The following is a 21,098-nucleotide window of genomic DNA, read 5'->3' as shown; positions in this document are numbered from 1 at the left end:
CCCCACACCGTGGAGCCCCCGACCCGGGGCATTTCGTTCGCCGCACCCGCCGCTTCCCGCGCCGGGCACTTCTACTACGTTACCCGCTGGTTTCCGCCGTGTCAAACCGCTTCGTAGCGATCCGCACCACTTCAATCCCATTTCCGGGCATCCCGATGGGGTCGACTCTCGCCGACGGTCTTCGGGAGGTTCGGCAGACCGGCCGCTCCGCGGTTTCCCGCGGGCTCGCCCGGATCCCTGCCGGCCGTGAACCTTACCCGGTCGGTTCCGCCTCGCCAAATCCGCCTCGCGACGGATCCGGGGCACCGCCCGTTACCGGCCCCGGTGGGAGAACCCCACCCGGACCGATGGTCTCGCCGCGCTCCGGCCTGGCCAGGATTTTCACCCTGTTCGTCCGTTCCGCGCTGGCAGAGAGAAAGTTACGCCCGCCTGACAAGATCGTCAAATCCCGGGGGCGAGGGCCGCGTCACACCGTCCCGCCGGCTGCCAGCGCGGCCGCCGTCGCCTGGTCGAGCGCGCCGTCGGCGACGACCACCCGGTGCCGCCCGGTGTGACTCGTGCCCGCGGCGATCACCCTGGGCCGGTCGAAGGCGAACGCCACGCAGACCCCCGGGTACATCGCGGTACGGACGAACCAGCGGTCGCCCTCCGCGAGCCCCGCCAGCACGAGCGTGTACGCGGCCCCGTCCGGTCCGGTGCCGGCGAAGGCCAGCCACGGCGCGGCGCTGCCGTTGACCGCGTCCTCCCCCTCGGCGGTGGCGGTGTACACCCGCGCGGGTGTCGCGCTGGCCGCCCGCCAGAAGAAGCCGCCGTAGCCGGCGCCGCCCGGGCGTCCGTTGGTCGCCGGGCTGCCCAGGGTGACGTCCCGCTCGGCGGGGGCGGTGAGCGTGTACCCGACGTCGAGGGCCCAGGCCCGCTCGCCGGCCCGCTGCGCGGCCAGCTCCCGCCGCTCGGTGAGCAGCACCGCCGCGTCCCGGTCGCGCCACTCCAACCGGTGCGCCAGCCGTTGCGGGTCGCGGGTCTCCCAGTGGGTGTGCGCGATCCGGCCGTGGTCGTCGCGCCAGGTGTAGCCGGTGTCGCGGACGTAGGTGCGCCCGCCCCAGAGGTTGGTGCCGTCGACGTCCTGTACGGCCAGGGACGCGCCGAGGTGCCAGACGTGGTCGGCCGGGAACGCGTCGGTGACCACCGTCCCGCCGAGGGTCCGCACCGGGTGCAGGTACGGGCGGGGGCCGTGCCGGGGGTCGATCGCCGGGTCGACGACGTACCGGGCCACCGGCACGTCGTCGACGCTGAGCTGCCGATCGTTCTCGGTCACACCGGCCCGCCGGTCCGCCCCCGTCACGACTGTCCCACCGGGGCGGGCACGGCCCGCCGCGCGACGGCGTGCAGGGCGGCGACCACGTACCCGGCGAGGATGGGCAGCGCGACCGGGATGACCAGGACGGCGAGCAGCGCGGCGACGGCGCCGACCCCGCCTGCGGCGGCCCAGGTGCCCGGGTGGGCGCGGCAGGCGCCGGCGGCGACGCCGGCGGCCTCCCGCCAGCCGCGGCCGCCACGACGGCCGACCTCCACCACCACCAGCGCGGCGTACCCGGCCAGGGCGGCGGCCACCACGACGGTGACCAGGAGCATCGGTGCCCCGCCGGGGACCCGGCCGCCGGCCAGCGCGGCGACGTTCACGGCGAGCAGCCCGAGGGCGGCGACCGTCAGCACGCTCACCCCGACGCCGGGCAGCAGGGCTCGGCCGTACCGGGTCAGGTTCTCCCGGGCGGAGGGCCAGGACCCGACGGTGTACCGGTCGTGCACCGCCGCGCTCGCGGCGGCCACGGCCGCCGCCGCGGTGACCACCGGCAGCGCCGCCAGCGTCAGGACGATGCCGAGCACGGCCAGGTCGGTGGCGTCGGTGAGCACGTCCCGCCAGTCGCGGCGGGCCGGCCCGTCCTCCCGGTCCGGCCCGTCGTCGCGGTGCGGCCTCATCCCTTGAGTCCGCTGGTGTTGATGCCCTCCACCAGCATCCGCTGGAAGGCCACGAAGAACAGGAACACCGGCAGCAGCGACAGCACCGACATGGCGAACATCGGGCCGACGGCGCTCTGGCTCGTCGAGTCGATGAACAGCGTCAGCGCCACCGGCACCGTGTAGTCCTCGAGGTCGGAGAGGAAGACGAGCTGGCGGAAGAAGTCGTTCCAGGTCCAGATGAACGAGAAGATCGCCGTGGTGACCAGCGCCGGGCGGCTCAGCGGCAGGATCACGTGCCGGAAGATGCCGAAGGCGTTCGCGCCGTCGATCTTGGCGGCCTCGTCGAGCTCGCGCGGGATGCCCCGCATGAACTGCACCATCAGGAACACGAAGAACGCCTCGGTGGCCAGGAACTGCGGGATCAGCAGCGGCAGGTACGGCCAGTCGCCGCCCACCAGGCCCAGGCTGCGGAACAGGATGTACTGCGGCACGATCAGCACGTGCCCGGGCAGCAGGAGCGTCCCGATCATCACGGCGAACCAGACGCCGCGCAGCCGGAACCGCAGCCGCGCGAAGGCGTACGCGGCGAGCAGGCAGGAGACGCCGTTGCCGATCACGGTCAGCAGGCTGACCATCGCGCTGTTGAGGAAGAACCGGCCGAAGCTGAAGTCGAAGTTGGTCCAGCCGTCGGCGTAGTTGCCGGGGGTGAACTCGTTCGGCAGCAGGCCGATGTTGTTGACGATCTCCTCCTGGCTCTTCAGGGACGTACCGATCATCCAGAAGAGCGGATAGAGCACGACCGCGACGATCGCGATCAGGATGAGCAGGCGCACGGCCTGCCCGCCGCCGCTGGCCCGGCGCGGGCCGCGCGGGCCGGTCGTCGCCGGGGCTGCCGTCGGGGTTGCCGTCGCCGTCACCGGTCCTCCCCGTCCGAGTAGTGCACCCAGAACCGCCCGGTGCTGAAGAAGATCGCGGTGATGATCGCGATGGCGAGCAGGAAGACCCAGGCCATCGCGGAGGCGTAGCCCATCTCCAGGTTGGTGAAACCGGTGATGTAGAGGTTCAGCGTGTACATCAGGGTGGAGTCGACCGGGCCGCCGGTGCCGTTGCTGAGCACGAACGCGGCGGTGAAGCCCTGGAAGCCGTTGATCGTCTCCAGCACCAGGTTGAAGAAGATCACCGGCGAGAGCATCGGCAGGGTGACGGCGACGAACTGCCGCCACTTGCCGGCGCCGTCGACGGAGGCCGCCTCGTAGAGCTCGGTGGGCACCTGCTTGAGGCCGGCCAGGAAGATCACCATGGGCGCGCCGAACTGCCAGATGGCGAGCACCATCAGGGTCTCCAGCGCCCAGTCCGGATCGTTGACCCACGGCTTACCCTCGATGCCGAAGACGCCCAGCAGCGAGTTGAACGCGCCCTCGCGGTTGAACATGTTCACCCAGACGATGGCCAGCGCGACGCTGCCGCCGAGCAGCGACGGCAGGTAGAACAGGCCGCGGAACAGCCCGACGCCGCGCCAGGCGCGGTTGAGCAGCAGGGCCACGCCGAGCGCGGCCGCCAGCTTCAGCGGCACGGCGATCAGGGCGAAGGTGAGCGTCACGCGCACCGAGTGCCAGTACGACGGGTCGGCGGTGAACATCCGCTCGTAGTTGGCGAGCCCGACCCACTCCACCTCGGAGAAGGGGGTGAGGATGTCGTAGTTGGTGAAGCTCAGGTAGAGCGACAGGAGCATGGGTATCGCCGTGACGGCCAGCAGGCCGAGCAGCCAGGGCGACAGGAAGACGTAGCCGGCCAGACCGTCCCCGTGCCGGGCCCGCCCGGCCCCGCGCCTGCCGGCGGGGGTCGGGACGGATCCGGTACGTCGTCGGGTCGGGTCGGGCGCCGTGGTCAGAGCCACGAGCCGATTCCTCTCGGTAGCGTCAGGGTCAGGCGATGGCGGACTTGCAGGCGGCGATGAACTGCTCCGCCGCCTGGGCGGAGCTGATCCGGCCGTACTGGGCGTTCTCGGCGGCCTTGATCAGCTCGGAGCGGACCTTGCTGTGCCCCTTGAGCGGGACCTGCGGCGCCTCGCCGAACTTCTGGGCCAGGTCGGACTCGACCTGGATCGACTGCTTCATCGCCGGGTCGGTGACGTCGTCGCTGACCACGCGGCGCAGGTCGAGGTTCGACGGCAGGCCCCGGTCGGTACCGAGGATCTTGACCGCCTCGGGGTCGTTGGCCAGGAAGTTGATCACGTCGACCGCGACGTCCTTGTGCTTGCTGCCCTTGAACACGGACCAGTACATGGAGGCTCGGGCCCACTGGGCGCTCGGGTCGCCGGGGTAGGCGATGACGCCCAGCTCGTCCTTGGTGTTCTTCTTCAGCTCCGGCATCTGGTTGACCCAGACCCAGCTGGTGCCGGCCTTGCCGGTGACCACGAGCTGCTTGGTGATGTCGGTGGCGTTGCCCTCGTGGATGACGTCGGGGGTCGGGGTGGCGCCCCGGTCCCGGGCCCCCTTCCACAGGTCGAACCACTTCGTCACGTCCTCGGCGGTGAAGCCGAGCTCCTTGCCCTTGTAGAGGTCCTTGCCCTGCTGGCGCAGCCACACCCAGAACGCCTTGTAGTCGGCGCTCGGGTCCTGGGTGCCGGGCACCTTGGTCTTCTTCGCCACCTGCTCCGCCCAGGCGATGTGCTCCTCCCAGGTCATCCCGGTGGTCGGCTCGGGCAGGCCGTTCTTGGTCAGCAGCGTCTTGTTGTAGACCAGGCCCTGGGTGTTCTCCCCCGCCGCCACGCCGGCGAGCTTGCCGTCGACCACGCCGTACTGCCAGAGGCTCTTGGGGAACTTCGACACGTCGAGGTCGCCGGAGTCCTTGTAGGACGTCAGGTCGAGGGTGGTGCTGCGCGAGGCGTACTCGGCCAGGTAGTTGTCGTCGATCTGGAAGAGGTCCGGCGGGTTGCCGCCGGCGGTGAGGGTGGCCAGCTTGTCGAAGTAGCCCTGGTTGGCCTGCCAGGTCTTCTCGAAGGTGACGTTCGGGTGCTTCTTGGTGTAGAGGGCGAGGGCCTCCTCGGTCAGCTTCGCCCGGGCCTCACCGCCCCACCAGAAGACCGAGAGCTTGACCGGGGCGTTCGGGTCGTTGCTGGCCTCCTCGTCGCCGCCGCAGCCGGCGGCACCGAGGACCAGGGGCAGGGCGACGACCGCGGCGAGCATGCCGCGGATCAACCGCCGTCGGCGGACGGGGGTACGGTGAACGGGCACGGCCTGCGTGCCAGTGGTGGGGGGCGTTGCGGGGTGCATGTGCGCTCACTCCTTGGCGTTAGGAGGCGACGACGCCACCGGTGGCCGCGGTCGGGCGACCCGGGCCCGCAAGGCGATGCGGGCCCGGGACGACCAACTCGGCGTCGGGACGGTTCCGACCGTCCGCCGGCGCGGCGGCGGTCGAGTCGCGGATGACCAATTCGGTCTGGAGCATTACCTGTGCGGTGGTACGACGGTCGTCGCTCGTGACACCCCGACCGCCGCGTGAGCCACGGGCGGCGACGGTGTCGTGTTGCAGGAGCATGTCGACGGCCGTCCGGCCGGCGGCCGCGTTGGGCGTGGCCACCGTCGTCAACTTGGGCCGGGTGAGCCGGCTCAGGGCGATGTCGTCGATGCCGACGACGCTCACGTCCTGCGGGACGCGCATCCCGACGGCGTCGAGCCCTTCGATCAGGCCGATCGCCATCAGGTCGTTGTAGGCGAGGACCGCCGTGGCCTCGCTGCGGCGGACCAGCTCGGCGAGGGCCGCGCCGCCGGTCTCGGTGGGCTGGTTGGGCCCGAGCACGGTGAACTCGGCGCCGCCGGCCCGCGCCGCGATGCCGGCCGCCCGGCGGATCTCCCGGCTGGTCCACGAGCCACGCGGCCCGCTGAGCAGCGCGATCCGTCGGTGACCGAGGCCGAGCAGGTGCTCGATGGCCGACCGGGCGCCCTGCCCGACGTCCATGGTCACGCACGGCAGGCCGGCGACCTGCCGGTTTATCACCACCAGCGGCACTTCGCGGCTGAGCTGCTCGATCATGCTGTTGCTCATCCGGGGGCTGCACAGCAGCACCCCGTCCACCTGCTTGGCCAACGCGTGGACCAGCTCCTCCTCGGCGATCGGGTCCTCGTTGGTGTCGGCCACGAACACGTGGTAGTCGCGCTGGCGGGCCTGGCTCTCCGCCGCCTTGATCAGCGGCGGGAAGAACGGGTTGGCGATGTCTGCGATGATCAGCCCGATGTTGTGGGTGCGGCCGGTGATCAGGGCGCGGGCGGCGCGGTTGGGCCGGTAGCCGAGCTCCTCGGCGCAGGCCAGCACCCGGCCCCGGGTCTCCGGGTTGACCAGGTGCGGGGCCGAGAACGTGCGGGAGACCGTGGAGATGTGCACGCCGGAGGCCCGGGCGACGTCTCGGATGGTGGCTGGCACGGCAGGGCCCTTCGTCCAGTGTGGCTGGGGTCACGTCAGGTGCCGCCAATTAATGCAAACGGTTGTGCCGGTGTCAACGCCCGATGGTTACAGATGCGTTTCGGCGACGCTCCCACCATGTGCTCAAATGCCTATCAAAACGGATCTATGCCGCCGGTTTGGCACCGATCGTTGACGCCGCCGCGCGGCTCGTGGTTATTTCGCTGCAAACCTTTGCAGCAACACAGGAGGCGGTCGACATGTCGTCCAGCACCGGTCAGCGGGTCCGACACGCCCTCGTGGGCACCGGGTCCCGGGCCGAGATGTTCGTCCGGGCGCTGGTGCGCGACCACGCCGACACCGCCGAGCTCGTCGCGTTCGCCGACGTCAACCAGGCCCGCATGGACGCCCACAACCGGTGGCTCGGCGAGTTGGGGCACCCCCCGGTCCCGACGTACCGGGCCGACGAGCTGGCCGCCATGCTCGCCAAGGAGCGCGTCGACGTGCTGGTGGTCACCAGCGTGGACGACACCCACGCCGCGCACATCGACACGGCGCTGCGCGCCGGCTGCGACGTCATCACCGAGAAGCCGATGACCGTCGACGCGGACGGCTGCCGGCGGATCCTCGACGCGGTCGCCGACACCGGCCGGCAGGTGCGGGTGGCGTTCAACTACCGCTACAACCCCCTGCACGAGAAGCTGCGCGAGCTGCTCGCCGACGGCGCCGTCGGCGAGGTGGGCTCGGTGCACTTCGAGTGGCTGCTCGACGTGCGGCACGGCGCCGACTACTTCCGCCGCTGGCACCGCGACAAGGCGCACTCCGGCGGGCTGATGGTGCACAAGGCCGGGCACCACTTCGACCTGGTCAACTGGTGGCTGGACGCCACCCCCGTCGAGGTGTACGCCACCGGCCGGCTCTTCTTCTACGGCGAGGCCGGCCGCCGGCACGGCTACGCCCGCGACTACGACCGGGCGCACGGCTCCCCCGCCGCCGCCGACGACCCGTTCGCGCTGCGGCTCGACGCGCACCCGAAACTGCGCGAGCTCTACCTCGACGCCGAGGCCGAGGACGGCTACCAGCGCGACCGCAACGTCTTCGCCCCGGGCGTGGACATCGAGGACGACATGGCGGTGCTGGCCCGCTACTCCACCGGCGCGACGATGACCTACCACCTCACCGCGTACGCCCCCTACGAGGGCTACCGGGTGATGGTCAACGGCAGCCGGGGCCGGCTGGAGCTGGAGGTCGTGGAGAGCGACCACGTCAGCCCGGCGTCCGCCGGTGCGCTGAAGGGCGCGGCGCTGCACGGTGACGAGGCCGCCGCCGAGGCCGGCTCCGCCACGCTGACCCTGCGGCCGTTCTGGGCGCCGCCGCAGGTCGTACCCGTGACCGGGCACACCCGCTCCGGGCACGGCGGCGCCGACGCCCGGATGGCCCGGGTCCTGATCGGCGGCGAGCCGGACCCGATGGGGCGGGCGGCGACCGCCCGCGACGGCGCCCTCGCCCTGCTCACCGGGCTGGCCGCGAACCGGTCCTTCACCACCGGTGCCCCGGTCCGGGTCGCCGACCTGCTCGACCTCTCCTGAGCCACGAACACCCTCCGAGGAGCCCCACCCGTGCCCACGACCGACCTGCTCTTCCCCGCCGACCCCGCGCAACGCGCGGTGGCCCGTCGGCTGTACGCGCTGGCCGCGCCCCAGCCGATCATCTCCCCGCACGGGCACGTCGACCCGGCGATCCTGGCCGAGGACCGCCCCTTCCCGGACCCGGCGCGGCTGCTCATCGTGCCCGACCACTACCTCACCCGGATGCTGCTCAGCCAGGGCGTCCCCCCGGCCGACCTGGGCGTGCCCACCGTCGACGGCAGCCCCACGGAGCCCGACGGGCGCACCATCTGGCGACGCTTCGCCGCGCACTGGCACCTGTTCCGGGGCACCCCGTCCCGGCTCTGGCTGGAGCAGACCTTCCGCGACGTGTTCGGGGTGCACACCCCGCTCTCCCCGGCCACCGCCGACGCCGTCTACGACGAGCTCGCGGCCCGGCTCGCCGAGCCGGAGTTCCGGCCCCGGGCGCTGTTCGAGCGGTTCGGCATCGAGGTGCTCGCCACCACCGAGTCGCCCCTGGACGACCTCGGGCAGCACGCCAAGCTCGCCGCCGACGGCTGGGGCGGGCCGGGCGGCCGGGTGATCACCACGTTCCGGCCGGACAACGTCGCCGACATGGAGTTCGACGGCTGGGCGGACAACGTCGCGCGGCTCGGCGAGATCACCGGCGAGGACACCGGCACGTACGCCGGCTACCTGGCGGCGCTGCGCGGGCGGCGGGCGGCCTTCATCGCGGCCGGCGCCACCTGCACCGACCACGGCCACCCGACCGCGCGCACGCTCGCACTGGGCGCGGACGAGGCGGCGCGCCTCTACGACAAGGGCCTGCGCGGGGTCGCCGACGCGGCCGACGCGGAGACGTTCCGGGCGCACATGCTGCTGGAGTTCGCCCGGATGTCGCTGGACGACGGCCTCGTCATGCAGCTGCACCCCGGCGCGGTGCGCAACCACAACCGCTGGCTGTACGCGCGCCACGGCCGCGACGTCGGCGGCGACCTGCCGCAGGCCACCGAGTACCTGCACGCGCTGACCCCGCTGCTGGACGCGTACGGCAACGACCCGCGGCTGCGGGTGGTGCTCTACACCCTCGACGAGTACACCTTCAGCCGGGAACTCGCGCCGCTGGCGGGCGGGTACGCCGCCCTGTACCTCGGTGCGCCGTGGTGGTTCCTGGACTCGCCGGAGGTGCTGCGCCGCTTCCGCGAGTCGGTCACCGAGTCCGCGGGCTTCTACAACACCGCCGGGTTCGTCGACGACACCCGCGCGTTCTGCTCCATCCCGGTACGCCACGACGTGGCCCGTCGGGTCGACGCCGCCTACCTGGCCCGGCTGGTCACCGAGCACCGCCTCGGCGAGGACGAGGCCGCCGAGACCATCGTCGACCTGGCGTACCGGCTGCCGAAGAAGGTCTTCAAGATCGGAGAGAATGTCCTGTGAGTGTCACCGTCACCGCCGTCGACGTGCACGACGTGCGGTTCCCGACCGCCGCCGCCGGCGACGGATCGGACGCGATCAACCGGGGCGACTACTCGGCCAGCTACGTCGAGCTGCGCACCGACGCCGGCGTCACCGGGGCCGGGTTCACCTTCACCAACGGTCGCGGCAACGAGCTGACCTGCGCGGCGATCCAGGCCCTCGCCCACCACGTGCGGGGCCGCACCGTCGAGGAGATCTTCGCCGACCCGGTGGCGTTCTGGCGCTCGCTCAGCGCCGACGTGCAGCTGCGCTGGCTGGGCCCGGAGAAGGGGGTCATCCACATGGCCACCGGCGCGCTGGTCAACGCGGTCTGGGACCTGCGGGCCAAGCTGGCCGGCAAGCCGATGTGGCAACTGCTCGCCGAGCTGCCCACCGAGGAACTGGTGGCCAGCATCGACTTCCACCACATCACCGACGCCCTCACCCCGGACGAGGCGGCGGCCATCCTCGACAAGGGGCTCATCGGGCTGGACGAGCGCCGCGCCGGGCTGGAGCGCGACGGGTTCCCGTCGTACACCACCTCGGTGGGGTGGCTGGGCTACCCCGACGACAAGGTCCGGGCGCTGACCCGGCAGGCGTACGCCGACGGGTGGCGGGCGATGAAGATGAAGGTCGGCGGGCCGCCCGCCGACGACCTGCGGCGGGCGCGGATCATCCGGGAGGAGATCGGGCCGGACGCGCTGCTGATGATGGACGCCAACCAGGTCTGGGACGTCGACGAGGCGATCACCAACATGGCCGCGCTGGCGGAGGTGGACCCGTACTGGATCGAGGAGCCGACGCACGCCGACGACATCCTCGGGCACGCCCGGATCGCGCGGGCGGTGACCGGGCTGACCGACGGCCGGTGCCGGGTCGCCACCGGTGAGGTGGCCGCGAACCGGGTCATCTTCAAGCAGCTGCTCCAGGCCGAGGCGATCGGCGTGATGCAGATCGACGCCTGCCGGGTCGGCGGCGTCAACGAGGTCCTCGCCGAGATCCTGATGGCGGCGAAGTTCGGGGTGCCGATCTGCCCGCACTCCGGCGGCGTGGGCCTGTGCGAGTACGTCCAGCACCTGGCGGTCTTCGACTACCTGCGGGTCGGCACCAGCCTCGACGGTCGGATGGTGGAGTACGTCGACCACCTGCACGAGCACTTCGTCGACCCGGTGCGCACCCGCGAGGGGCGCTACCTGCTGCCGCAGGCGCCCGGCTACAGCTCCACGATGAAGCCGGAGTCGATCGCCGAGTTCCGCTTCCCGGACGGGCCGGTGTGGCGGTGAGCGTCGGCGCCGCCCGGCTCGGTCTCGGGACGCTGCGCCAGCTGCCGACGGACAGCCGCCCGCTGCTGCGCCCGGGCAGCGTGCCGGCGGGGATCGTCCACCTCGGGCTGGGCGCGTTCCACCGCGCCCACCAGGCGGTGTACACCGAGGAGGCGATGGCGCGGGCCGGGGGCGACTGGGGCATCGTCGGCGTGGCGCCACGCAACCCCGACGTGCTGACGACCCTGGCCGCGCAGGACAACCTGTTCAGCGTCACCAGCACCAGCGCCGAGGGGTGCCACACCCGGGTCGTCGGCGCGCTGGCCGGGACGCGGCACGCCGCGGGCGACCCGGCCGCCGTGGTGGCGCTGCTGGCCGACCCGGCGATCCGGGTGGTCACCCTCACCGTGACGGAGAAGGCGTACCAGCTGGACCCGGTGACCGGTCGGCTGCGGCCGGACCCGGAGGTCGCCGCCGACCTGCGCACCGACCGGGCGCCGGTCACCGTCCCGGGCCTGCTGCTGCGCGGGCTGCTCGCCCGCGCCGCCGCGCAGGGCCCGCCGCTGGCCCTGGTCAGCTGCGACAACCTGCCCGCGAACGGCCGCCGGCTGCGCGGCCTGGTCGAGCAGTCGGTGGCGTACGCGGGGGTGCCGGAGCCGCTGGCCGGCTGGGTGCGGGAGTGCGTCAGCTTCCCCGGCACCATGGTCGACCGGATCGTGCCGGCCAGCACGGCGCAGACCCTCGCCGACGCCGAGCGGGCCCTGGGGGTGGCCGACCTGGCGGCGGTGGTCGCCGAGCCGTACCGGCAGTGGGTGATCGAGGACGACTTCCCGGGCGGCCGACCGGCCTGGGAGCGGGCCGGCGCGGTGCTCACCGCCGACGCGGGGCCCTGGGAACGGCTGAAGCTGCGCGCCCTCAACGGCGTGCACTCGGCCGCCGCCTACCTGGGCGCGCTGGCCGGCCGGGAGACCATCGCCGACGCGCTGACCCTGCCGCACCTGACCACGGTGCTGCGTCACCTGGTCGCCGAGGACGTGGCGGCCAGCTTCGACCCGCCCGAGGGCGTCTCGGTCGTCGCGTACGGCGAGGAGGTGCTGACCCGCTTCGCCAACCCGGCGATCCACCACCGCACCCTCCAGGTGGCGATGGACGGCTCGCAGAAGCTGCCGCAGCGGATCCTGCACACCATCGCCGACCTGCGGGCCGGGGGACGGTCGGCGCACTGGGCCACGCTGGTGGTGGCCGCCTGGCTGCGCTTCGCGCAGGGCCACGCCGACGACGGCAGCCTCCTGCCGCTGGCCGATCCGCTCGCCGAGGAGATCCGCGCGGCGCTCGCCGCCGGCCCCGGGACCCCGGCGGGGGCCGTGGACGCGGTGTTCGCGCTGCGCGAGGTCTTCCCCGCCGAGGTGGCCGAGGACGACGACGTACGCGCCGAGGTGACCGGGTGGTTGACCGCCCTGCAACGGCACGGCGTGGCCGCGACGCTGGCGGGCGCCCGGTGACGGCCGCCGCCGCGGGGGCGACACCGGGAGGGGCCGGGGCCGTGCCGAGGGTCGCGGTCGTCGGGGCCAACGGGCACGGGCGCTGGCACCGGCGGGTCGTCGCCCCGCTGCACGCCGCCGGGCGACTGCGGCTGGTCGCCCTGGTCGACGTACGCCCGGTCGAGGACGACCCGGCGGCGCCGGTGCCGGACGGCACCCTGGTGCACACCGACCACCGGGAGATGCTGCGGGCGGCCCGGCCGGACGTGGTGGTGGTCTGCACGCCGCCGCACACCCACCTGCCGATCGCCCTGGACGTGCTCGCCGCGGGCGCCGACCTGCTGCTGGAGAAACCCCCGGTGCTGTCCACCGCCGAGCACCGGGAGCTGGCCGACGCCCTCGCCGCGACGGGCCGGGCGTGCCAGGTGGGCTTCCAGGCGCTCGGCTCGGCGGCGCTGACGGAGCTGACCGACGCGGTGCGGGCCGGGCGGCTCGGGACCGTCACCGGCATCGCGACGGTGGCGGCGTGGCAGCGCTCCGACGCCTACTACGCGCGGGCGCCGTGGGCCGGGCGGCGGACGCTGCACGGCCGGCCGGTGCTGGACGGCGCCCTGGCCAACCCGCTGGCGCACGCGGTCATGCAGTGCCTGGCGGTCGCCGAGGCCGCCGGGGACGGGCCGGTGGTGCCCGCGCGGATCGAGGTGGAGCGCTACCGGGTCCGGCCGATCGAGGTGGACGACACCGCGACCCTGCGGGTGTCGTCCCGCTCGGGACCGCCGATCGTCGCGGCGGTGACCCTGGCCGGGGAGGACTTCGTCGCGGGGGAGGTGATCGTGTCCGGCACCGCCGGCCGGGCCGTGCTGGAGTACCCGACCGACCGGTTGCTGCTGCCCGGCGACGCCGGCGCGCGCGAGGTGCCGGGCCGGCGCGGGCTGCTGGAGAACCTCCTCGACCACCGGGCCGACCCGGCGGTGCCGCTGATCGCGCCCCTGGCGCGGACCGCCGGGTTCACCGCGGTGCTGGAGGCGGTCACGACCGCGCCCGAGCCGGCGCCACTGGGCGGCGACCTCGTCACCGCCACGGGCGACGGCCCGCAGCGGGTGCTGACCGTGCGCGGGATCAACCGGCTGCTGCGCCGGGCGGCCGAGGAGGGGGCGCTGCTGTCGGAGCTGGCGGTGCCGTGGGCGGTGGCGCCGCACCGCACGGACCTCACCGGGCAGGAGGGACCGCAACGCACTGCAACTGAACCGCCCGCGTGACGCGGGTCCATATCGGATATAGCGGCGTCATCCCGACCCGGGGCGGTCGGGACGATACCGGCCGATCTGATCAATTGCAACACTTCTGCACACGTTTGTCATTGACTCGCATAAATCGCGAAACCTACCGTTGCCCCATATCGAACAGGCGACGAACAGGTGGTCCGATAGATGTGGAAGCAGACACTGGGCGCGGCGACGATCGCCGTCGCGCTCGCGGCGACATCCGGGAGCGCGGCGGCGGCCCCGACCCCGGACGGCGGGGCCGCTCCGGCTCCGGGCGGCGCGGCCGCCACGACCGGCGGGCTCTCCTGGGCCGCCCGGCACCTCGGGCGGCAGGCGTTGCCGGCCGGGGACGGCTGGGCGGCTGAGGGGACCGGCACCACCGGCGGCGCGGCGGCGACGCCGGAGCAGGTGCACGTGGTCTCCAGCCGGGCCGAGCTGGTCGCGGCCCTCGGCGGCGACAACGCCACCAACCGGGGCAACGCCACCCCGAAGATCATCTACGTCAGCGGCGTGGTCGACGGCTTCGAGGGTCCCGACGGCAGCACGCTCGACTGCGCCGACCTCGCCGACCCGGAGTACTCGCTGCCGGCGTACCTCGCGGCGTACGACCCGGCGGTCTGGGGCCGGGTGGCGCCGAGCGGGCCGCTGGAGGCGGCGCGGGTGCGCTCGGTGACGAACCAGACCCGGCAGACCCAGATCAACGTCGGCCCGAACACCACCCTCGTCGGCCTGCGCGGCGCCCGGCTGACCGGCCTGACGCTGATGCTCGACGGCGCGCACAACACGATCGTGCGGAACCTGACCTTCGACGACGCCCGGGACTGCTTCCCCGCCTGGTCCCCCACCGACGGCGCCGCCGGCAACTGGAACTCCCAGTACGACCAGATCTCGGTGCGCCGCAGCGAGCACGTGTGGATCGACCACAACACCTTCACCGACGGCGACAACCCGGACAGCGGCCAGCCGGTGCACCTCGGCCGGCCGTACCAGGTGCACGACGGGTCGGTGGACGTCACGCACACCGCGAGCCTGGTGACCGTCTCGTACAACCGGTTCGTCGGGCGGGACAAGGTCATGCTGATCGGCTCGTCCAACACCGTCGGCCCGGACGTCGGGCGGCTGAAGGTGAGCCTGCACCACAACCTCTTCGACGGGGTGCTCCAGCGGCTGCCCCGGGTGCGCTTCGGCCAGGTCGACGTGTGGAACAACCACTACCGGCTGGCCGGCGACGGGTTCGAGTACGCGATCGGCGTCGGGGTGCAGTCCGCCGTGGTCGCCGAGAACAACTTCTTCAGCCTCGGGGCCGGCGTCGTGGCCGAGGACCTGCTCTACGACTGGGGCGGCACCGCCGTCACCACCCGGGGCAACTGGGTCCGCGCCGCCGGGGACCGGGCCCGCCCGGTCGACCTGGTGGGCGCGTACAACGCGGTGCACGAGCCGGACCTGGCCCCGGACGCCGGCTGGACGCCGACCCTCCGACGCGGCCCCGTGCTGCCGGCACCCGCGGTGCCGGTGGTCGTGGGGGCGCTGGCCGGCGCGGACCGGCTGCCCCTGTAGGACGCCGGCCGCCGCGCCGTCCCGCGCGGCGGCCGGACGGCCGGTGGACCGCCGCGTCCGGCGCTCAGCGCGGCGGCCCACCGGTGCCCACCCCACCACCAGGAGGTCCACCATGAACCGGACACCCCGTCCCCGGACGCGCACGCCGAGACTGCTCGGCGCGGCGCTCACCGCCGGCGCCCTGGCCGTCGGCACGGTGCTCGCGACCACCTCGTCGGCGCACGCCGACACCCTGTTCAGCGACACGTTCTCCGACGGCGCGGCCGACGGGTGGTCGCGCTCCGGCGGAAGCTGGTCGGTCGTGACCGACGGCTCGTACGCCTACCGGCAGTCCGGCACCAGCAGCGACGCCCGCGCCCTGGCCGGCGCGGGCACCTGGACCGACTACGGGGTGCAGGCCCGGGTCCGGCCGACGGGCTTCGGCGGGGCGACCCGCCACGTCGGGGTGGTCGCCCGGGCGCAGAGCAGCAGCAGCTACTACGCGCTGGTGGTGACCGCGAGCGGCGGGGTGCAGCTGATCCGCCGCTCCGGCGGCGACCCGGTGTCGCTGGGCTCCGCCCCCGCCGGGATCACCGTCGGCAGCTGGGCGACGCTGCGGCTGGAGGCGGTCGGCAGCTCGTTGCGCGGCTACGTCGACGGCACGCTGCGGGTGCAGGCCACCGACGGGGCGTTCGCCGCCGGGCGGGTCGGCCTGGCCACCTCGTACGCCAGCGCCACCTTCGACGACGTCGAGGTGGACACGGCCACCGGGGCGCCGCCCACCGGCACGCCGACCGCCGGGCCCTCCCTGCCGCCGACCGGGCCGCCGATCGACCCGGGCGCTCCGCCGGTCGGGTTCGCCTCGGTCAACGCGCTGGGCCAGAACGGCACCACCGGCGGGGCGGGCGGACCGACCGTCACCGTGGACACGGCCGCGGAACTCCTCACCGCGATCGGCACGGCCGGCCCGTTGAACGTGCGGGTGGACGGGATGATCGCGCTGCCCGGTCCGATGCACGACGTCACCTCGGACAAGACGATCGTCGGCGTCGGCGCGAACTCCGGCATCACCGGCGGCGGGCTGAACATCGGCCTGTCGGTCAGCGACGCGACCAGCCCGCCGGCGAACGCCGTGCACAACGTCATCGTGCGCAACCTCAACTTCCGCAACACCGTCGACGACGCGATCAACGTGCAGATGTTCTCGCACCACGTCTGGATCGACCACAACGACCTGGCGTACGGCTACGACGGGCTGATCGACGTCAAGCGCGGGTCCAGCTACGTCACCGTGTCCTGGAACCACACCCACCACCACACCAAGAACATGCTGCTCGGCCACGACGACCGCAACGCCGCCCAGGACGTCGGCAACCTGAAGGTCACCTACCACCACAACTGGTTCGACCGCACGCCGCAGCGCAACCCCCGGGTCCGCTACGGCGACCCCGTGCACGTGTTCAACAACTACTTCGTCTACAACACCGACGTCGGGGTGGCCTGCCAGCTCGACTCCGGCTGTGTGGTCGAGGGCAACTACTTCGAGGACGTCGAGGTGCCCTGGTCCATCAGCTACGCCGGGGACCGGGGCCGGATGATCGCCCGGGACAACGTGCTCGCCGGCACCAGCGAGCCCGGCGACGCGGGGGGCACCGTCCAGGAGCCGCGCACGTTCTACCCGTACACCCTGACCGAGCCGGCCACCGTGAAGTCCGTCGTCACGGCCGGTGCCGGCACCGGCAAACTCCCCTACTGACCACGCCCGCGCGGGCCGCCGGACCCGGTCGGCGCCGGGTACCGGCCCGGCGGCCCGCGGCGCACCACACCCCAAGGGATCGATGCTTGTCGATCATTTGATCACCACCAGGGAGGTCCCGTGCACAACTCCGACACTCGTCGGCGGAGGCATCGCCGAGGGTCCCTCACCGCGATCGGGGCCGCGCTCCTCGCGGCCACCCTCGCCGTCGGCATGGCCGCCACGGCCTACGCCGACACGCTCTTCTCCGACGACTTCTCCGACGGCAACTCGTCCGGCTGGACGGCGTCCGGCGGAAGCTGGTCGGTGACCGGCGACAGCGCGCGGGCGCTGCGCCAGAGCAGCACCAGCAGCGACGCCCGTTCGCTGGCCGGCACGTCGAGCTGGACGGACTACTCGGTCCAGGCGACCGTCCGGCCGACCGCGTTCAACGGGTCGAACCGGTTCGTCGCGCTGCTCGCCCGGGTGCAGAGCAGCACCAGCTACTACTACCTGGCGCTGCGCAGCAACAACACCGTCGAGCTCAAGCGGCTGAGCGGCGGCTCCTCCACCACGCTGGACACCGCGTCCGTGCCGGTCGCCGCCGGCACGACCTACACGCTGCGGCTGGACGTCGCCGGCGGCTCGCTCAAGGGCTACGTCGACGGCACCCTGCGCACCGAGGCGACCGACAGCGCGTACGCCAGCGGCCGGATCGGCGTGGCGACGTTCTACGCCAGCGCCGACTTCGACAACGTGCAGGTCAGCTCGGGCGGCGGCGGACCCACGCCGACGCCGACCGGCCCGACACCCACGCCGACCGGCGACCCGGGCAACCCCGGCCCCAACGTGGCCGACGGCTGGGCCTCGGTCGACGCGTGGGGCCAGAACGGCACCACGGGCGGCGCCGGCGGTCCGACCGTCACGGTGACGACCGCCAGCCAGTTCATCACCGAGGCGGCCTCCAGCGGCCCGAAGGTCATCCAGGTCAACGGGATGATCGCGCTGCCCGGCCCGATGCACGAGGTCACCTCGGACAAGACGATCGTCGGCGTCGGCGCCAACTCCGGGTTCACCGGCGGCGGCCTCAACATCGGCCTGCCGATCGACAACGCGGTCACCGCGCCGCCGGCCAACGCCGTGCACAACGTGATCATCCGGAACCTGAACTTCCGGAACTGGGCGGACGACGCGATCAACGTGCAGATGTTCACCCACCACGTCTGGATCGACCACAACACCTGGACCACCGGGGCGGACGGCGGCGTCGACATCAAGCGCGGCTCGTCGTACGTGACGGTCTCCTACAACCACGCCGACGGCACCGACAAGAACATGCTGCTCGGCCACGACGACGGCAACGCCGCCCAGGACACCGGCCGGCTGAAGGTCACCTACCACCACAACTTCTTCGACAACACCAACCAGCGCAACCCGCGCGTGCGCTTCGGCGACCAGGTGCACGTCTACAACAACTACTACCTGAACACCGGCAACTACGGCGTCGCGTCGACCGAGAACGCCGGCGTCATCGTCGAGGGCAACCACTTCGAGAACGTCGACGACCCGTACCACCTGGCGGAGGGCTCCTCCGGCGACGGCCGGCTGGTCGCGCGCAACAACTGCCTGGTCAACTCCGGTGCCGGGCAGACCGGCGGCAGCGTGAGCAACCCGCCGTACGCGTACACCGTGGGCACGGCCTGCGACATGAAGGCCGTGGTCACGGCGCAGGCCGGGGTCGGCCGGGTCGGCCTGCCCGGCAACCCGACCACCCCGCCGCCGAGCACCCCGGCGCCGAGCACCCCGGCGCCGACCCCGACGCCGACCCTGCCGCCGGCCGGGGACCTGGTCGGCTGGGCGACCCAGAACGGCGGCACCACCGGCGGGGCCGGCGGCCAGACCGTCACCGTCTCCGACGGCCAGGCGCTCGCCGACGCCCTGGAGTCCTCGTCGCCGCTGGTCATCCGGGTCACCGGGTCGCTGACCATGCCCGACAAGATGAACGACGTGCGCAGCAACAAGACCGTGCTCGGCGTGGGCGCCGCGACGCTGGACAACGGGCTGAACATCAGCGGCGCGAGCAACGTCATCGTCCGCAACCTCACCTTCCGGGGCTGGGACGACGACGCGATCAACGTGCAGGGCTCGCGCAACGTCTGGATCGACCACAACACGTTCGACGGCGGCTACGACGGCGCGGTCGACGTCAAGCGGGCCTCCGACTTCGTGACCGTCTCGTGGAACCGGGTCACGAACCACACCAAGAGCATGCTGCTCGGCCACGACGACGGGCACACGGCCGACATCGGACACCTGCGGGTCACCTACCACCACAACTGGTTCGACGGGAGCAAGGAGCGCCACCCGCGCGTCCGGTTCGGTGACCCGGTGCACGTGTTCAACAACTACTACTACGGCGCGGACTACGGCGTGGCGTCCACGATGGGCGCCGGGGTGCTGGTCGAGGGCAACCACTTCGAGAACGTGACCCGTCCCACCGCCGTCGGCTACGCCGAGTCGGACCCGGGCGACCTGGTCCAGCGCAACAACATCTTCACCAACTCCGGCGCGCCGGAGAGCGCCGGGGACGTCGCCCCCATTCCCTACCCGTACCAACTCGACGACCCCAGCGGCGTCAAGGCGGCCGTGACCGCCGGGGCCGGCGCCGGCCGGATCAACCCCTGAGACGACCCCGGGGGGTGGCGGTCGGGCCGACCGCCACCCCCCGGGGCGTTGGCCGAGCGGGCTGCAACAGACCTGCACGTGCCGGGGCATTGACCGTTCTCTTCGCGGAAACATAATCTGAGGCTCACGCGGGGAAGCGCTTTCCAGGCAGCTGACCTCCCCGTCGAGCCTCGCCGGATCCGGACGTCCGACGCGCGGGCCGGCGGGTACCGGCCCCGGTCGCACCACGTACCGTCCCGGCCCTTCCCTCGGGCCACGGACCGCGGACCGCCACACCAACCCCCTGCAGGGAGAAGAACATCGTGCACCTCAGACGCACTCACCGACGGGCCCTGGCGGCGGCCTTCACCGCCGGGGCGACCGCCGCCGTGCTGGCCGCCGGCATGGGCTCGTCGGCCTCCGCCGCCGCCGTCTTCTCGGACGACTTCAACGACGGCGACGCCAGCGGATGGTCGAAGTCCGGCGGCACCTGGTCGGTGGTCACCGACGGCTCCGGCGTGTTCCAGCAGTCCAACGCGGGCAGCGAGCTGACCCGGCAGTTCGCCGGCCAGACGAGCTGGACCGACTACCAGGTCCGGGCGCGGGTCAAGCCGCTGTCGTTCGGCTCGTCGAGCGGCCTGGTGGGCCTGGCCGCCCGTTCGGCCAGCAGCACCAAGATGTACCGGCTGGCCCTGCTCGGCTCCGGCCGGGCCGAGTTGCAGGCGGTCAACGGCAGCCAGATCACCTCGCTCGGCTCGGCCTCCGTGGGGGCCGCCGCCGGCAGCTGGTACACGCTGCGCATCGAGACCGCCAGCAGCACCGTCCGGGGCTTCGTCAACGGCACGCAGGTCGGCTCCGGCACCAGCGGCCTGGCCTCCGCCGGCCGCATCGGGCTGGTCACCTCGTACGCCAGCGCCAGCTTCGACGACGTGGCGGTGGACACCTCCGGCGGGTCCACCCCGACCACGCCGCCGTCGACCACCGCGCCGCCGACCACTCCCCCGCCCAGCACGCCCCCGCCCAGCACGCCGCCGCCCACCACGCCGCCGCCGACGAACTGGCCCACGCCGACGGCCAACGTCAAGGTCGACGCCACCATCGACGTCCCGGTCAGCCTCGACGGCGGGCTCAAGCGGTACTACGGCATCGGCGACGGCGGGCAGGGCGAGAGCCAGGACCCGATGTTCGTGCTCGCCCCGGGGGCCACCCTGCGCAACGTGATCATCGGCGCCCCCGCCGGCGACGGGGTGCACTGCGAGGGCAACTGCACGCTGATCAACGTCTGGTGGGAGGACGTCGGCGAGGACGCCGCGACCTTCCGGGGCGGCACCACGTACACGGTGGACGGTGGCGGGGCGCGCTCCGCCAGCGACAAGGTGTTCCAGCACAACGGCGCGGGCACCGTGTACATCCGCAACTTCCGGGTGGAGAGCTCCGGCAAGCTCTACCGGGCCTGCGGCAACTGCTCCACCTCGTACCAGCGGCACGTGGTGATGGACAACGTCACCGCGACCTCCACGAGGATGCTGGCCGGCATCAACACGAACTGGGGCGACACCGCCCGGTTCAGCCGGATCACCATCCTCAACGACCCGAACCGCACGACCCGGATCTGCGTGAAGTACAAGGGCGTGCCGAAGGGCAGCGAGCCGAGCGAGATCGGCGAGGGCGCCGACGGCACCAACTGCCTCTACTCGGCGTCGGACATCACCTGGCGATAGCCCCCACCAGGG

The 21,098-nt window shown here is 72.8% G+C and carries 15 protein-coding genes; 9 read left to right on the top strand and 6 right to left on the bottom strand.

Features of this window, described 5'->3' with window-relative positions; translation table 11 throughout:
• Positions 1-466: 466 nt before the first annotated feature.
• From ACFHW0_RS30260 to ACFHW0_RS30235, 6 genes are all read right to left on the bottom strand, one after another.
• Entirely contained in the window at positions 467-1,315 is an 849-nt protein-coding gene (locus ACFHW0_RS30260) for a PmoA family protein (protein WP_416613046.1), read from the bottom strand.
• A 23-nt stretch (positions 1,316-1,338) separates the two neighbouring features.
• Complete coding sequence (locus ACFHW0_RS30255; protein ID WP_416613045.1) at positions 1,339-1,977, bottom strand: hypothetical protein; 639 nt, start codon at positions 1,975-1,977, stop codon at positions 1,339-1,341.
• Complete coding sequence (locus tag ACFHW0_RS30250; protein ID WP_121401494.1) at positions 1,974-2,735, bottom strand: carbohydrate ABC transporter permease; 762 nt, start codon at positions 2,733-2,735, stop codon at positions 1,974-1,976. Before ACFHW0_RS30250 ends, ACFHW0_RS30255 begins: the two co-directional genes overlap by 4 nt.
• 137 nt (positions 2,736-2,872) lie before the next feature.
• On the bottom strand, positions 2,873-3,856 hold the full coding sequence (locus tag ACFHW0_RS30245; protein ID WP_366643784.1) for a carbohydrate ABC transporter permease: 984 nt from the start codon (positions 3,854-3,856) through the stop codon (positions 2,873-2,875).
• Positions 3,857-3,884: 28 nt separating this feature from the next.
• On the bottom strand, positions 3,885-5,234 hold the full coding sequence (locus ACFHW0_RS30240) for an ABC transporter substrate-binding protein (RefSeq protein WP_416613044.1): 1,350 nt from the start codon (positions 5,232-5,234) through the stop codon (positions 3,885-3,887).
• A 19-nt stretch (positions 5,235-5,253) separates the two neighbouring features.
• Complete coding sequence (locus ACFHW0_RS30235; protein WP_416613043.1) at positions 5,254-6,381, bottom strand: LacI family DNA-binding transcriptional regulator; 1,128 nt, start codon at positions 6,379-6,381, stop codon at positions 5,254-5,256.
• 239 nt (positions 6,382-6,620) lie between these two features.
• Here ACFHW0_RS30235 and ACFHW0_RS30230 point away from each other — a divergent pair, with 239 nt between their 5' ends.
• The 9 genes from ACFHW0_RS30230 (at position 6,621) to ACFHW0_RS30190 (ending at position 21,086) form a co-directional block, all read left to right on the top strand.
• A complete protein-coding gene (locus tag ACFHW0_RS30230; RefSeq protein ID WP_416613042.1) occupies positions 6,621-7,949 on the top strand; it encodes a Gfo/Idh/MocA family protein in 1,329 nt (442 codons plus the stop codon).
• 30 nt (positions 7,950-7,979) lie between these two features.
• Positions 7,980-9,404, top strand: coding sequence for a glucuronate isomerase (uxaC, locus tag ACFHW0_RS30225; protein WP_416613041.1), 1,425 nt, complete (start codon positions 7,980-7,982; stop codon positions 9,402-9,404).
• The gene (locus tag ACFHW0_RS30220; protein ID WP_416613040.1) at positions 9,401-10,705 is read left to right on the top strand and encodes an enolase C-terminal domain-like protein; all 1,305 of its coding nucleotides are present in this window, start codon (positions 9,401-9,403) and stop codon (positions 10,703-10,705) included. Before uxaC ends, ACFHW0_RS30220 begins: the two co-directional genes overlap by 4 nt.
• The gene (locus ACFHW0_RS30215; protein ID WP_416613039.1) at positions 10,696-12,186 is read left to right on the top strand and encodes a mannitol dehydrogenase family protein; all 1,491 of its coding nucleotides are present in this window, start codon (positions 10,696-10,698) and stop codon (positions 12,184-12,186) included. Before ACFHW0_RS30220 ends, ACFHW0_RS30215 begins: the two co-directional genes overlap by 10 nt.
• 41 nt (positions 12,187-12,227) lie before the next feature.
• Positions 12,228-13,424, top strand: coding sequence for a Gfo/Idh/MocA family protein (locus ACFHW0_RS30210; RefSeq protein ID WP_416613038.1), 1,197 nt, complete (start codon positions 12,228-12,230; stop codon positions 13,422-13,424).
• Positions 13,425-13,595: 171 nt separating this feature from the next.
• Positions 13,596-14,987, top strand: coding sequence for a pectate lyase family protein (locus ACFHW0_RS30205; protein ID WP_416613037.1), 1,392 nt, complete (start codon positions 13,596-13,598; stop codon positions 14,985-14,987).
• Positions 14,988-15,099: 112 nt separating this feature from the next.
• On the top strand, positions 15,100-16,722 hold the full coding sequence (locus ACFHW0_RS30200; protein ID WP_416613036.1) for a pectate lyase family protein: 1,623 nt from the start codon (positions 15,100-15,102) through the stop codon (positions 16,720-16,722).
• A 213-nt stretch (positions 16,723-16,935) separates the two neighbouring features.
• Positions 16,936-19,386, top strand: coding sequence for a pectate lyase family protein (locus ACFHW0_RS30195; protein ID WP_416613035.1), 2,451 nt, complete (start codon positions 16,936-16,938; stop codon positions 19,384-19,386).
• Positions 19,387-19,688: 302 nt separating this feature from the next.
• Positions 19,689-21,086 carry a pectate lyase gene (locus ACFHW0_RS30190; protein WP_416613034.1) on the top strand — a complete coding sequence of 466 codons (1,398 nt, stop codon included), beginning with the start codon at positions 19,689-19,691 and terminating at the stop codon, positions 21,084-21,086.
• Positions 21,087-21,098: the final 12 nt, after the last annotated feature.

This window comes from Micromonospora sp. LOL_025 (genome assembly GCF_048060285.1).
Lineage (GTDB): Bacteria > Actinomycetota > Actinomycetes > Mycobacteriales > Micromonosporaceae > Micromonospora.
This window is presented reverse-complemented; position numbering and strand designations above follow the sequence as displayed.